Source organism: Myxococcota bacterium (genome assembly GCA_041389495.1).
GTDB lineage: Bacteria > Myxococcota_A > UBA9160 > UBA9160 > UBA4427 > JAWKRT01.
The window spans coordinates 951,098-964,957 of the sequence record JAWKRT010000001.1 but is presented as its reverse complement, the minus strand read 5'-3'; the positions used below and the strand labels follow the sequence as shown (position 1 = coordinate 964,957).

Below are 13,860 nucleotides of genomic sequence, written 5' to 3'. Positions count from 1 at the left end.
CGCCTAGCCTTCGCTCGGCGGAGCGGTGCTCCGGAGCTCGTTGACGACCTCGACGACGCCCGGAGACGAGCGCGCGATCTCGGCGGCGCGCGCGCGGGCCTCCTCGTCGGGCACGACGCCGCGCAGGGTCGCGACACGCCCGGCGACGTCGACGCGCACGGCGGCGTCCGCGAGCTCCCCGTCCTCGAGCAGCCGGCGCTGCACCACCCGGAAGAGGACGTCGTCGGTGGCGAGCGCCGCGACGCGCTGCTCCGCCTCGGCCACGTGCGCGGCGGCTTCGCGGGCGACGCGCTCGGCGTCGCCGAGCTCGTCCTCGAGCTCGCGCATGCGCTCGCGCGTGCGCTCGACCTCGGCGTCGGCCGCCGCGCGGTGCTCGATGGCCGTCGCGAGCTCGGCCGCCGCGTCGTCGAGCGCATCCTCGGGGTCGGGCGCGCCGCACGCGGCGATCGCCAACGCGAGCAACGTCGCGATCGCCGCAGCGGGCGCGCGGCGCGCGGGCGAGCGACGCGCGGACGCGCGAGCCGGGAGCGCGGACACACCGCGCTCCCGGCGAGGACCGCAGCCGGTGCTACGGACGAACACCCTGCTCCGCCGCATCGAGCGCATCCGCGGCGCGGTTGCGCGCGTCGTCCGCGGCGTCGTCGACCGCCTTCGCGGCCGCATCCGCCTTCGCGGCCGCATCCGTCTTGGCCGCGTCGACGGCGGCTCCCGCGCTGTCCGCGGCGTCGCTCGCCGCCTGCTGGGCCGAATCCATCGCCTCGCCCGCAGCCTGCTGCGCCGACGCGGCGGCGTCGTTCGCGGCCGTGCCGGCGGCGTCGAGCGCGTCGCCGGCGGCCTGCGTCGCCGAGTCGACGGCGTCGGACGCGGACTGCGCCGCGTCGCTCGCGGCCTGTCGGGCCGAGTCCATCATCCCCTTCGCGGCGTCGCTCCCCGACGACGTCGAGTCCTCGGATCCACAGGCGACCGCGATCGCGAGACCGAGCAGTGCGATCCAGACCGGTGTCCTTCGAAGCATCGGTGCTCTCCTCCTTCGGAGTTGGCTCCGCGCGCGCGGCGCGATCGGAGCCGGGTGATGCGTCGACGCGCGCCACTGCGCGCGCGAACGCGAACGGAAGCGGAGCGCGTCGCCGCGGCGCGGCCGACCGCGAGACGGCAGCCGCGCTGCGATGGCGCGCAGTGTAGGGCCAGCTCGCGCGACGGCGCGACGACTGGCCGAAACCCTACGAGAACGAGCGGAGCGCGCGTTCGCGCTGCGACCGGGCCTCGCGGGCGGAAATGCCGGGAGGTGCCGCTACCGTCACCCGGCCCGCGTCGCAGTCCCGCGACGAGGCCCGCGCGGAGGACGACGACGTGGACGAACGCATGACGGCCCTCACGATGAACGCTCTCGAGCTCGTGACCACCTACGGACTCCAGGTCGTCGGTGCGATCGCCGTGCTCGTCGTGGGGCGCATCGCGGCCGGCGCGGTGCGGCGCGGCGTCCACCGCTCGCTCGAGCGCGCCGGCACCGACGCGACGCTCGTCCCGTTCCTCTCGAACGGCGTCTACTACCTGCTGCTCGCCGCGGTGATCATCGCGGTGCTGAACCTGTTCGGCGTGCAGACGACGTCGCTCGTGGCCGTCATGGGCGCCGCGGGCCTCGCCGTCGGCATGGCGCTGCAGGGGACGCTCGCCAACTTCGCGGCCGGCGTGATGCTGCTCGTCTTCCGCCCGATCCGGACCGGCGACTACGTCGAGGTCGCCGGCGTCGCCGGCACCGTCGGCGAGATCAGCGTCTTCACGACGGCGCTCGACACGCCGGACAACGTCCACATCACCGTTCCGAACGGGTCGATCTTCGGAACGACGATCAAGAACTACTCCCGGAACGCGCAGCGCCGGAACGACATCGTCGTCGGCATCTCGTACGACGACGACATCGGGAAGGCGATCGAGACGATCCAGGGCGTGCTGCGCGAGGACGCGCGCGTGCTCGCCGATCCGGCGCCGGTGGTGGCCGTGATCGAGATGGCCGACTCGTCCGTGAACATCACGGTGCGGCCGTGGTGCGCGAAGGAGGACTACTGGGCGCTGCGCTTCGACCTGATGCGCGCGCTGAAGGAGCGCCTCGAGGCGGCGGGCTGCTCGATCCCGTACCCGCAGCGCGACCTGCACGTCATCCCGCCCGCGGCGCGCTAGCGCCGCCGCGGGCGGGAGCCCGGAGCCGTGCGGGCGCGGCCTAGCGAGAGCGCAGCGCGTCGCGGATCTCCGTCAGGAGCACCTCTTCCTTCGACGGGGCGGGCGGTGCGGGCGGCGCCGCCTCCTCCTTGCGCTTGGCGGAGTTCATGGCCTTGACGACCATGAAGATCGCGAACGCGATGATCAGGAAGTCGATGACCGTGTTGACGAACGTGCCGTAGTTGAGGGTCACGGCGGCCGTCTCGCCCACCGCTTCCTTGAGCACGAGCGCCTTGTCGGAGAAGTCGATGCCGCCCGTCAACATGCCGATCGGCGGCATCAGCACGTCGTTCGTGAACGAGCTGACGATCTTCCCGAACGCGCCGCCCATCACGACGCCGACGGCCATGTCGACGACGTTGCCGCGCATCGCGAAGTCCCGGAACTCGCTGATGAGGCTCAAAACGGATCTCCTCGTTCGCGCGACGGCGCAGAGCGCGCCTCGCATCGGGCGAAACCCTGACACGCTCCGCGCGGCTCCGTCAACGGCACGAAGGGTCGAACGGCCGCGAAGTCGCCTCGGGAGGTGGGATTCCCCCCGCACGCGGGCACTCGCGAGGACGCGCACGGGAGGCCGGCCGCGATGAGGTTAGGCGAGGCCGTGCTCGCGATCGCCGGCGGCGCCGGCGGCTGGCTGGTGACGATCGCGCTCGCGCTGACGCTCGCGGTGGTGCCGAGCGCCGACTGTGCGCCGGGCGACGACGCGCTGTGGAGCGGCACCGCGGTGTTCGGCGTGGTCGGCGCGCTCGGCGCCTGGCTCGCGGGGGTCGGCGTGCGGCAACGCGCTTCGCTGCGCTGGCTCGCGCTCGCGGCGCTGCCGCTCGTCGCGTTCGACCTCGCGTGGATCGCCCCGGCGATCGCGTCGACGAGCCTCGGCGACGCGTCGCTCTGCGCGCGCTCCGAGCTCGCTCCGAGCGCGTGGGAGCGCGCGTGGCCGCCCATCCAGACGCTCGCACTCCTCGCCGCGCTCGCGCAGGCGTGGCGCTACTGGCGCCCGCGCGAGGCCGGGTCGACGAGCGCGACGTCCGCCGAGTAGAACGCGCCGAGCACCGCGATCATCGGCGCGACGTCCGCCGCGCCCGCCATCTCGCGACACGAGTGCATCGACAGCATGGGATTGCCGACGTCGACCGTGCGCACGCCGAGCCGCGCCGCCGTGATCGGGCCGATCGTCGAGCCGCAGCCGAGATCGCTGCGCACGACGAAGTGCTGCGGGCGCACGCCGACTTCGTCGCACAGCGCCGCGAACATCCCGGCCGTCGCGGCATCGGTCGCGTACGCCTGGTTGGCGTTCGCCTTGATCACCGGCCCGCCGCCGATCACGGGCCGGTGGCCGGGCTCGTGGCGATCCGCGTAGTTCGGGTGGACGGCGTGCGCCATGTCGGCCGACACGAGCACGGAGCGCGCGAGCGCGCGCGGCAGGCCCTGCGGCTCGCCGCCCTTGAAGCCCGCCACGATGCGATCGAGCGCGTACTCGAGCACGGGGCCCGCGGCGCCCTGCGCGCTGCGGCTCCCGACCTCCTCGTGGTCGTAGAGCGCGAGCACGCGCGTGAACGCGGGCGGGCCCGACGCGCGGGCGCCGAGCAGCGCCGACAGCCCGGCATGACAGGACGCGAGATTGTCGAGCCGCGAGGCGTGCACGAACTCGCCGCGCGGCCCCGACACACCCGACGACTGCGTGTCGTACGCCATCAGGTCGAAGCCGAGGATGCGGGGCGCACTCGCGATCCCCTGCGCGCGGAGCTCGTTCGCGACCAGCTCGACGAGGCTCTGCCCCTGCCCGACGCCGATCACCGGGAGCAGGTGCTGCTGCGCGTTGAGCTCGAGCCCCTTCGTCGCGAGGTCGCGGTTCAGGTGGATGGCGAGGCTCGGGACGCGCATGAGCGGCCGCGCGAAGTCGAGCAGCACCGTTTCGACGCCCGCCTCGCCGCGCAGCGTGACGCGCCCCGCGATCGAGAGATCGCGGTCGAGCCACGTGTGCAGCAGGACGCCGCCGTACGGCTCGACGGCGACCTGCTGGTAGCCGTGCGCGGACACGTCGGGCAGCGGCTTGAGGCGCAGGTTCGGCGAATCGGTGTGTGCACCGACGATGCGGAAGCCGGCGCGCGAGGGTGCCTGCACGCCGACCTCGAACGCGACGAGCGTCCCCTCGTTGCGCTCGAGGTACCGCCGATCGCCGGGGCCGAGGTCCCAGACTTCGTTCTCCGACAGCCGCTCGTAGCCCTCGGCACGGAGGCGCGCGGCCGTCTCGGCGACGGCGTGGTAGGGGGTCGGGGAGCGGTCGATGAACGCAATGAGATCGGCGATCGGATCCGGCATCGGCGCGAGGATAGCGATACCGTGCGGCGCCATGAAGCGGCTGCTCGTGAGCAACGACGACGGCATCGACTCGCCCGCGCTGCCGCCGCTGCTCCGCGCGCTCGCGGCGCTAGGCGAGGTGCGCTGCGTCGTCCCGGACGGACAGCGCAGCTGGATCGGCGCCAGCGTCTCGCGGTTCGCGACGGTGCGCGTGTCTCCCGTGGAGCTCGACGGCCGGCTCGTGCACGCGTGCAGCGGCACGCCGGCCGACTGCGTCAACCTCGGCATCCACTCCCTCTACGACGACGCGCCCGACCTCGTCGTCTCGGGCATCAACCTCGGCCTGAACCACGGCGACGCGTTCATCACCTCGAGCGGGACGATCGGCGCGGCGGCCGAGGCCGTCGCTTCGGGCCTCCCCGCCGTCGCCGCCTCGCTCGGGCTCGCGCGGCCGGTCGAGAGCGCGACCGGGCCGCTCGGCGAGGTCGTGCGCGGCGCGCGCTGGGACGACGCGGCGGCGATCGTCGCGGACGTCGTGCGCGCGGTGCTCGACCACGGACTGCCGGACGACGTCGACCTCGTGAGCGTGAACGTGCCCGAGGGCGCGACGTGCGACACGCCGCGGTGCCTCACGACGGTCGCGCGCACCGCCTACGACCGGCTGTTCCACCCCGTGCCGGGCGCGCCCTCGAGCTTCCGGGCGGAGTTCGGGGGGCTGCGCGAGCGCGCGCCCTCGGACGCGCAGCCGCACCCGAGCGACCACGCGGTGCTGAAGGAGGGGATCGTGTCGATCACGCCGCTGCGGCTCGCGCAGGGCGTCGCGCTCGCGCCGGCGTGGGAAGCCTTCGGCGCGGCGCTCGAGCAGCGGCGGCGTTAGGCGGGCCGCCGGGCGACGCGGCGACGCCGCGTCGCGAGGACGACGAGACCGATCGAGACGAGCACGCCCGTGCCCGGCTCCGGCGCCTGGATCCACAGCACGTTGTCGAGCAGGAGGCGCGTGTCGATCTGCGTGTCGAGCACGTCGACGACACCGAACCCGATCGTATAGGTGCCGCCGGCCGTGAAGGTGTAGGAGGCCGTCTGCCAGTCCGTCTGGCTCCAGCCGCCGTTCGACGTCGGCTGGCGTGTCATCGAGAAGACGTCCGCCAGGACGACCTCGCCCTGCGCGCCCGACCGGATCGAGGAGAAGGCGAAGTCGCGGTAGTTCGGCGCGAACCCCGTCGTTTCGTTCGTCAGGAAGTTGAAGTCGAACTGGATCTGGTCGCCGGCGGCGACCGTCAGCACGAGTCGCGCGCCCGACCCCTCGGTGACGTTCTGGCCGTTCGGCGAGAGCGCGTCGATCGTGCCGGCCGAGAACCCGAAGAACGCCTCGAGCGCGGTATCGGAGGAGACGCCGCCGTTCGTCCGCAGCTCGAGGAAGCGGTTGTTGAGCGTGGGATCGACGCCGAACGTCTGGGTTCGCGTCGACGTGCTGCCACTCGTCGTCCAGCCCGCGTCGAGCGAGCCCTCGAAGTCGCCGATCGTCACGGTCGCCGCGCGCGACGCGGATGCGTCCATCCCGAGTGCGGCGAGCGCGAGCGCTCCGGCCGCCATCCACGTCGTCGTGCGTCGCGCCATGGCCGTGCATTCCTCCGACCGGGGTCGGGCCCCGTGCCGGGCGGCACATCGGACGATCTCCGGAGCGGCTTGACGAACGGATCGGTTCGATCGCGGCGCTGCGCGCGTTCCGCGCGCGCGTTGCCAGGAGTGCGGTGCGCGAGCCCGCGCGACGACCGACCGCGCATCCGCGCGGCGCGATCAGAAGCGGATCTCGACGTGGAGGAACTTCTTCTGCTTCGCCTGGAGACGGATCACGAGGTCGCTGCGCTCGCCGAGCTTCGCGTCGAGCTGGAGGATCGTGCTGTCCTTGTAACGCCGGCCCTTGTACTCGCCCGGCCCGAAGAGCTGCGGCAGCACGACCGTGTGGACTTCCGTCTTCGAATCGCGCTTGAGGGAGCGCCCGTGGAGCACGTTGTCGGGCTCCGGATCGGCGTGGGCCGTCGCGGCGAGGAGACACGAGGTCGCGGTCGCAGCGACGATCGCACGCAGGCAGCGGGTGCTCTGCGGCATGCGCATGGTCGCGTTCCTTCGCACGCCGCAGTGCAAGGCACGTGCCCTTGCCTACGCCCTTCACACTCGTGCAAGACACTGCAATCATTGAGGTTTCCAGACGTCTCGCCGGAGCCGCGCGCGCTCGCGCGGGCGCGGTGCCGGCCCGGCCGCGCCGCGGCGTTCCGCGCGCGGAACGCGCGTTCCCTCAGCTGCGCATCGCCTGCGTCGCGCGCGGCGACGCGGTGCGGGTCGTCGCCGCGCGCCGGCGCGGCGCGCGCACGAGTTGACCCGCATCGCCTCGCACCCGACCATCGCGCGCAGCTCGAACGCAGGAGGCCGGCATGTCGACGTCCCGCTCGCCGCGACCGCAGTGCTCCTCGCATGCGCGCATCGCCGCGCGTCGCGCGCTCGCCGCGTGCGCCGCGTGCGCATGGCTCGCGGCCGCTTCGCCGGCGCGCGCCGAGCGGGATCCGACGACGGTCGGCGACGTCTCGCTCGGCTTCGCCTCCGGCCTCTGCACGCTCGTCTACACCCCGCTCAAGATCGTCTACGCGACCGGCGGCGTCGTGGTCGCCGGGCTCGTCTTCGTCTTCAGCGCGGGCAACACGGACACGACGGCCCAGGTGCTGCGCGTGACCGCGGGCGGAGACTACGTCGTGGCTCCCGAGCACCTGCGCGGGACGCGCGTCCTGCGCGTCACCGGAGTCTGAGGCCGGGTTCGACCGACGCGGCGCCCGCCCGACCGGCGGCGGCGAGCCGCACGCGCGCCTTGCGCGCGAGCCGGAGCAGGCTCTCGTCGCCGCGCGCGAGCCCGGCGAGCTCGTTCCACCCGAACCAGCGCACGTCGATCGACTCCGCGCTCGCGCGCGGCGCGCGGCCGTCGCGCGCGACGAGCACGACGCGCACGTCGTGGTGCTCGTGCGCGGGCTCGCCGCCGAACGCCGGGATGTCGTGCACGTCGACGTCGACGAGCGCATCGCCCCCCGCGCCCGCCACGAGCTCGAACTCCTCCATGCCCGACTCCTCGCGCGCCTCGCGCAGCGCGCTCGCGACGACGTCGGGATCGCCGTCGGTGTGGCCGCCGAGCTGGAGCCAGCGGTCGAGCTTGCGGTGGTGCGTCAGGAGGAAGCGCGCGCCGTCCTCGCTCGCGATCCACGCGGACGACGTGACGTGGCCGGGCAGGCAGCTCCGCTCGAAGCAGGTCGCCGTGCGCTCGACGAGCGCGAGCGCGCGGCGCACTCCTTCCTCGTCGGGATGGAGCGTGGCGTAGCGGCGCAGCATCGCGAGCAGCGGTCGGCGGTGCACGTCGGCGCACCGTAGCAGCGCGCGGTCGGACGCGACGTCCGCGCTGCTAGGCTGCGCGCGTGACGTCGCCCGACGCGCCCGACGCCTCCCTCCTCGCTCTCGATCCGGATGCGCCGCCGTGGCGCCGCGCGCTCGCCGCGCGCCTGCGCGCGGGCGCCGACGCCGCGGGCGCGGCGACCCGCGCGGCGAACCTGCTCGAGCGCGTCGGCGAATCCGAGTGGCGCCCCGTCGCCGACGAACGACCCGACGCGTTCGCTCGCGTGGTCGCGACGGTGTGCGCGACGGCGCCCTTCCTCGCCACCCACGTCGCGCGCCACGCGGGCTGGCTGGCCGCGCTCGCGCGCGAGGACGCGAGCCGCGCGCTCACGGCCGTCGAGGTGCGCGCGCGCGTCGACGCGCGCATCGACGCGGACTCCGAGCTCCCCGTGTCCGCGCGCCTCCGCCGCGCGAAGTACTACGAGCTCGCGCGCATCACGGCGCGCGACGCGTTCGACGACGTGCTCCCGCTCGCCCGGAGCGGCGAGACGCTCGACGAGATCTCGGCGCTCGCGGACGCGCTGCTCGCGCGCGCGGAGCGCGCCGCGAGCGAGGAGGTCGCGACGCGCCTCGGTCCGCCCGTGTGGCGCGACGGGCGCGGCGACGCGCACGGGCTCGGCTTCTGCGTGCTCGGGCTCGGCAAGCTCGGCTCCGCCGAGCTCAACTACTCGAGCGATGTCGATCTCGTGTACGTGCACGCGGCGACACCCGACGACGTCGCGGAGGACGGCCCGTCCGGCCGCAGCCCGCTCGAGTACTTCACGCGCGTCGCGCAGGCGTTCGGGCGCCTCGTCACCGAAGCCACGGTCGACGGCTTCCTCTACCGCGTCGACCTCGACCTGCGTCCCGAGGGTGCGCAGGGCGTGCTCGTCGTCTCGAGCACCGCGCTCGCGAGCTACTACGAGGCCTGGGCGGACACCTGGGAGAAGGCCGCGTTCATGAAGGCGCGTCCCGTCGCGGGCGACCTCGCGCTCGGGTGGCGCGCCATCCGGACGGTGGCGCCGTCGATCTACCGCTCGACGATGGACTACGAAGGCGTGCGCGCGATCCGTTCGCTCAAGGACCGCGTCGAGGCCGCGCACGCGAACGAGCGCGACGGCTTCGACGTGAAGCTCGGCGCGGGCGGCATCCGCGACGTCGAGTTCGTCGCACAGTCGATGCAGCTCCTGCACGGCGGTCGCATGCCGCAGCTGCGCGAGCGCTCGACGCGCCGCACGCTCGAGCAGCTCGCGAGCCTCGGCCTGCTCGACGCCGCGTCGCAGGCCGCGCTCGCGCGCGCGTACCTCTTCCTGCGGCGCGTCGAGAACCGGCTGCAGATGGTGGCCGAGCAGCAGACGCATCGCGTGCCGATGCGCGACGAGGCGCGGCTGCGCATCGCGCGCGCGCTCCGCGCGCGCGACGAGAGCGACGCCGATGCGCTCGCCGCCTTCGACGCCGACCTCGCGGCCGAGCGCGAGCGCACGCGCGCGATCTTCCGCGACGTGCTGCCCGAGGGCTCGCGCGAGCGCGTGCTCGAGCTGTTCGAGCGCGCCGCTCCCGGCCTGCTGGCCTTCCCCACGACGCGCCGCATGCTCGAGGAGCTCGCCGCGCACCTCGGCGGCGAGCTCGACGCGAGCGCGAGCCCCGAGCGCGCGCTCGGCAACTGCGACCGTTTCTTCCGCAGCGTCGGGGCGAACCGGTTCTACTACGACCTGCTCCTCGACCGGCCCGAGCTCGTCGACCGCCTCGTCGCGCTCTTCGCGGCCTCCAACTACCTGTCGGGTCTGTTCGCCGCGCATCCCAGGCTCGTCGAGCCCGTGTTCGACGACCCGAACGTGCTGCTGCTCGACCGCGAGCGGCTCGAGGCGGACCACGCGGCCCTGCACGCCGAGTTCACGCGCGGCGACGACGACGTCGAGGGAGCACTCGACGCGCTGCGGCGCTTCCAGGCGCGACAGGTCATCAACGTCGGGCTGCTCGACGTGTCCGGCGCGATCGACGGCGCGGCGGTGGAGCACGCGCTCACCGACGTCGCCGAGGTCTGCGCGCAGCGCGCGCTCGAGATCGCGAACGCGCAGCTGGCGGCGCGACGCGCGCGGCTCGCGGCCGGCGCGTCGCTGCGCTTCCTCGTCGTCGGGATGGGCAAGCTCGGCACGCGCGAGCTCTCGTACGGCAGCGACCTCGACGTGATCTTCCTCTACGACGCCGAGGGCGCGAGCGAAGCCGATCGGCTCGAGGCCGGCGACCACTGCGCGCGGCTCGCGCAGAAGTGGATGGGCACGCTGCAGACGCGCACGGCCGAGGGCAGCTGCTACGAGATCGACGCGCGGCTGCGGCCGTCGGGCAACCAGGGCGTGCTCGTCACGTCGATGGACGGGTTCGCGGCCTATCACGAGGGCGGCGAGCGAGGCGCCGCCGGCTGGGAGCGGCAGGCGCTGCTTCGCGCGCGCCCGATCGCGGGCGACGCGGGCCTCGCCGAGCGCTTCGAGCGCGTGCGCACGAGCGTGCTCACGCGGCCGCTTCCCGCGACGCCGCCCGGCGACCTCGCCGAGCTGCGCGGCGAGATCCACCGCATCCGCATGCGCATGGAGCAGGAGCTCGCGCGCGAGACGACGCGTCGACGCGATTTCAAGACGGGGCGCGGGGGCGTGCTCGACGTGGAGTCCGTCGTGCAGTACCGGCAGCTCGCGGCGGCGGCGCGCCACCCCGCGCTGTGCGAGCCCGTGCCGCTCGCCCTGCAGCTCGAGCGCCTCGAAGCGCTGGGCGAGATCTCCGCCTCGGATGCGGAGACGCTCCGCGAGGGATGGCGCTTCCTGAAGGATCTGTCGCGCGCGCTGCGCATCGTCGAGAACCGGTCGATCTCCGATCTCGACGAGGAGCAGGGCGACCTCGAAGGGCTCGCGCTGCGGCTCGGCTACGCGTCCGTGCAGCGCGAGGGCGGCGCGCGGCGCGCGCTGCTCGCCGACTACCGCCGCCACACCGACGCGATCCGCCGCGTCTACACGGCGACGTTCGGCGACGGCTGAGCGAGCGCCGCGGCCGCGCGGCGGAGACGGCTCAGAACGGCAGGCCGAAGCGCGCGATCACGATCGTGTCCTCGTCCGAGAACCCGACGTCGACGCGGAACGGCGCCTGGCGCTCGAGCGTGATGCGCAGGCCGATGCCGTAGCTGTGGTGGACGCGGTTGTTCGCGAGATCGCGGAGCCCGCCGCCGACCGAGCCCACCTCGTAGAACGGAGCGAGCCCGACGCGCTCGACGCGCAGCGCGCGCGTGAACGGGATGGCGAAGCCGCGCGGCAGCACCCAGAAGCGGTACTCCGCGCCCGCCCACCACGCCGCGTCGTCGCGGAAGCGGCCGTCGATGAAGCCGCGCAGGCGGTTGCGGCCGCCGAGCGCCGGCCGCTCGAAGAACGGCAGGTCGCCGCTCGAGAGGCGCAGGTCGGCGCCGAACGCGACCGTGTCGGTCGGCGGGTGCTCCTCGTCGCCGACGGCTCCGTGGTGGAAGAGGCCGGGCATCGGGAACACGATCGAACCGCCGAGCGAATAGCGAGCGCCGACGTCGCCGCCGCTCTGCAGCGGCGCGAAGTCGATCGAAGCACCGAGCGTCCAGCCGCGATACGGGTTCGCCTGGCTGTCGCGCGTGTCGTAGCGGATCTCGGAGTAGAGCCAGCCGAGGTTCGCGTGCTCGGCTTCCGCGAAGACCGACGGGAAGCAGTTGCCGCCCGGGTTCGTCGGCGTCGTCGGATCCGCGCGCACCGGGCCGCAGTTGGTCTGCGGCACGTCGCTGATCGCGCCGCCCGCGAGCTCGTGGAACGACGCGCGCACGCCCCCGCCGAGGATCAGGTCGTCGCCCGGCTCGGGCCACGCGATCTGGAGGCCGACGTCGACCTCGAACTCCTCGTCCTCGTAGCTCGTCTCCTGCCGCTCCCTCGTGGCGGGGCCGAACCCGAAGAAGCGCTTCGTCAGCGTCTTCTCGTAGCCCGCCGACACGCGCACGCGGCTGCGCTCCTCCTGGAACACGCCGCCGCCCGCGCGCTCGACGTGGTGCAGCCAGCGCTGCCAGACGATCGAGTAGTCCTGCTCGCCCTCGGTCGAGTAGGAGAGGAAGATGCCCGCGAACTCCCGCCTTCGGCGCTGGCGGAAGTCGATGTCGGTGATCGCCACGCCGAAGCCGGTGCCGACGTCCTCGTCCTGCGTGAAGAACGGCGCGAAGAACGAGCTCACGAGGAAGCGCTCGAGCATGTTCCCGGGCTTGATGCGGCCTTCCGGGATGTAGCGCCAGCGCTCGGGGTTCGGGAGGTCGGAGGGCCGCGCGACGCCCGGGATGCGCCCGTCCTGGTCGATGCCGGCGAACGGGTCGTAGGCCTCGACCGCGGCGTCGGCCTCGCGGCCGTCGACGTCGCCCGTCTCGCCGACGCGCGCGGCGGGCGCGCTGCCGGCGAGTGCGACGGGAGCGAGGGCGATCGCGCACGCGAAGGCGACGACGCCCCCCAGTCCCCTCGCTGCGCGCATCCACCGGCCTCCTCGTCGCGGAGTGCGCAGCATAGCTCCGGCTTCGGCCGCGTCGCGCTCAGCTCCGCGTCGGCTCGCGCATCGTGACGAGCTCCTCGGCCGCGGTCGGATGGATGCCGATCGTCGCGTCGAACTGCGCCTTCGTCGCGTTGCACTTGAGCGCCACGCCGAAGCCCTGGACGATCTCGCCCGCGTCGGGGCCGACGACGTGCACGCCGAGCACGCGGTCGCTCTCGCGATCGACGACGAGCTTCATGTGCGTGCGCTCGCTGCGCCCGGTGAGCGTGTCCTTGAGCGCCCGGAAGCTCGACGTGTAGACGTGGATCGGCCGCCCGAGCGCGCGCGCCTCCTCCTCCGTGAGCCCGACCGTCCCGATCGGCGGCTGGCTGAAGACGGCGGACGGCACGTCGCGGTGGTCGGGCGACGTCGGCGTCCCCCCGAAGACCGTGCGCGCGAAGCACATCGCCTCGTGGATGGCGACGGGCGTGAGCTGGATGCGGTCGGTCACGTCGCCGATCGCGTAGACGCTCGGCACGTTGGTGCGCGAGTGCGCGTCGACGGGGATCTCGCCGTTCGGTCCGGTGGCGACGCCCGCGCGTTCGAGCCCGAGCCCGCGCGTGTTCGGCACGCGCCCGGTCGCGAAGAACACCTCGTCGACGTCGAGCGCCGTGCCGTCGGTGAGGGCGGCGCGCTTGCGTCCGTCGCGCGCCTCGATGCCGGCGACGTTCACCTCGAAGCGCAGGTCGATGCCCTTCGCGCGCAGCTCGTCGGCCAGCCAGCCGCGCACCTCGTCGTCGAAGCCGCGCAGGAAGAGCGGCCCGCGGTAGAGCAGCGTCACGCGCGACCCGAGGCCGTGGAAGATGCCCGCGAACTCGACGGCGATGTAGCCGCCGCCCACGATCGCGACGTGCTCGGGGAGGCGCGGGAGCGCGAACGCCTCGTTCGACGTGATGGCGAGCTCGCGCCCGGGGACATCCGGCACCTGCGGCCAGCCGCCCGTCGCGACGAGGATCGTCCGCGCCGTCACGACGCGGTCGCCGACGCGCACCGCGTGCGGCCCCTCGAGCACGGCGCGCGCCTCGATCAGGTCGACCCCCGCCTTCTCGAGCAGGCCGCGGTAGATGCCGTTCAGCCGCGCGATCTCGCGATCCTTGTTGGCGACGAGCGTCGGCCAGTCGAACGACGTCGGCCCGACGCTCCAGCCGTAGCCGGCCGTCGCCACCTCCATCTCCTCGCGGAAGTGCGAGGCGTAGACGAGCAGCTTCTTCGGGATGCAGCCCACGTTGACGCACGTGCCGCCGAGGAAGCGCTCCTCGGCGCACGCGACGCGCGCGCCCATCGAGGCGCTGATGCGGCTGGCGCGGACGCCGCCCGAGCCCGCGCCGATCACGAACAGGTCGTAGTCGAAGGATTCCGGCATGG

The 13,860-nt window shown here is 73.8% G+C and carries 14 protein-coding genes; 5 read left to right on the top strand and 9 right to left on the bottom strand.

Translation table 11 applies throughout. The features are described 5' to 3' along the window. Positions 1 to 3: 3 nt before the first annotated feature. Positions 4 to 453, bottom strand: coding sequence for a BON domain-containing protein (locus R3E88_04290; protein MEZ4215675.1), 450 nt, complete (start codon positions 451 to 453; stop codon positions 4 to 6). Positions 454 to 568: 115 nt separating this feature from the next. Beyond that, complete coding sequence (locus R3E88_04285; GenBank protein MEZ4215674.1) at positions 569 to 1,015, bottom strand: hypothetical protein; 447 nt, start codon at positions 1,013 to 1,015, stop codon at positions 569 to 571. Between the two features lie 335 nt (positions 1,016 to 1,350). On the opposite strand from R3E88_04285, the gene R3E88_04280 reads away from it, so the two are divergent. Further along, positions 1,351 to 2,178, top strand: coding sequence for a mechanosensitive ion channel (locus R3E88_04280; protein MEZ4215673.1), 828 nt, complete (start codon positions 1,351 to 1,353; stop codon positions 2,176 to 2,178). Between the two features lie 40 nt (positions 2,179 to 2,218). On the opposite strand, the gene mscL is transcribed toward R3E88_04280, so the two are convergent. Further along, positions 2,219 to 2,620: a large-conductance mechanosensitive channel protein MscL gene (gene mscL, locus R3E88_04275; protein MEZ4215672.1), complete on the bottom strand. Its 402-nt coding sequence runs from the start codon at positions 2,618 to 2,620 to the stop codon at positions 2,219 to 2,221. 180 nt (positions 2,621 to 2,800) lie between these two features. Between mscL and R3E88_04270 the strand changes: the two genes are divergently transcribed. Further along, positions 2,801 to 3,253, top strand: a complete 453-nt coding sequence (locus R3E88_04270) for a hypothetical protein (GenBank protein MEZ4215671.1) — start codon at positions 2,801 to 2,803, stop codon at positions 3,251 to 3,253. Here the strand turns inward: R3E88_04270 and R3E88_04265 are convergent. Then, positions 3,202 to 4,536, bottom strand: a complete 1,335-nt coding sequence (locus tag R3E88_04265; GenBank protein MEZ4215670.1) for a M18 family aminopeptidase — start codon at positions 4,534 to 4,536, stop codon at positions 3,202 to 3,204. The two genes, R3E88_04270 and R3E88_04265, sit on opposite strands and share 52 nt — an antisense overlap. A gap of 31 nt (positions 4,537 to 4,567) precedes the next feature. On the opposite strand from R3E88_04265, the gene surE reads away from it, so the two are divergent. Beyond that, complete coding sequence (gene surE, locus R3E88_04260; protein ID MEZ4215669.1) at positions 4,568 to 5,392, top strand: 5'/3'-nucleotidase SurE; 825 nt, start codon at positions 4,568 to 4,570, stop codon at positions 5,390 to 5,392. Here the strand turns inward: surE and R3E88_04255 are convergent. Beyond that, positions 5,389 to 6,132: a PEP-CTERM sorting domain-containing protein gene (locus R3E88_04255; GenBank protein ID MEZ4215668.1), complete on the bottom strand. Its 744-nt coding sequence runs from the start codon at positions 6,130 to 6,132 to the stop codon at positions 5,389 to 5,391. The genes surE and R3E88_04255 overlap by 4 nt on opposite strands. 180 nt (positions 6,133 to 6,312) lie before the next feature. Next, positions 6,313 to 6,624: a hypothetical protein gene (locus R3E88_04250; protein ID MEZ4215667.1), complete on the bottom strand. Its 312-nt coding sequence runs from the start codon at positions 6,622 to 6,624 to the stop codon at positions 6,313 to 6,315. Between the two features lie 323 nt (positions 6,625 to 6,947). Between R3E88_04250 and R3E88_04245 the strand changes: the two genes are divergently transcribed. Continuing rightward, complete coding sequence (locus R3E88_04245; GenBank protein MEZ4215666.1) at positions 6,948 to 7,316, top strand: hypothetical protein; 369 nt, start codon at positions 6,948 to 6,950, stop codon at positions 7,314 to 7,316. Here R3E88_04245 and R3E88_04240 read toward each other — a convergent pair. Further along, the gene (locus R3E88_04240) at positions 7,303 to 7,911 is read right to left on the bottom strand and encodes an NUDIX hydrolase (protein MEZ4215665.1); all 609 of its coding nucleotides are present in this window, start codon (positions 7,909 to 7,911) and stop codon (positions 7,303 to 7,305) included. The genes R3E88_04245 and R3E88_04240 overlap by 14 nt on opposite strands. Before the next feature lie 59 nt (positions 7,912 to 7,970). On the opposite strand from R3E88_04240, the gene R3E88_04235 reads away from it, so the two are divergent. Beyond that, positions 7,971 to 10,952 (top strand): hypothetical protein, encoded by a 2,982-nt coding sequence (locus R3E88_04235; protein MEZ4215664.1) that lies wholly within the window; start codon positions 7,971 to 7,973, stop codon positions 10,950 to 10,952. Between the two features lie 31 nt (positions 10,953 to 10,983). On the opposite strand, the gene R3E88_04230 is transcribed toward R3E88_04235, so the two are convergent. Then, complete coding sequence (locus R3E88_04230) at positions 10,984 to 12,438, bottom strand: BamA/TamA family outer membrane protein (GenBank protein MEZ4215663.1); 1,455 nt, start codon at positions 12,436 to 12,438, stop codon at positions 10,984 to 10,986. 58 nt (positions 12,439 to 12,496) lie between these two features. Further along, on the bottom strand, positions 12,497 to 13,858 hold the full coding sequence (gene gor / locus R3E88_04225) for a glutathione-disulfide reductase (GenBank protein ID MEZ4215662.1): 1,362 nt from the start codon (positions 13,856 to 13,858) through the stop codon (positions 12,497 to 12,499). Positions 13,859 to 13,860: the final 2 nt, after the last annotated feature.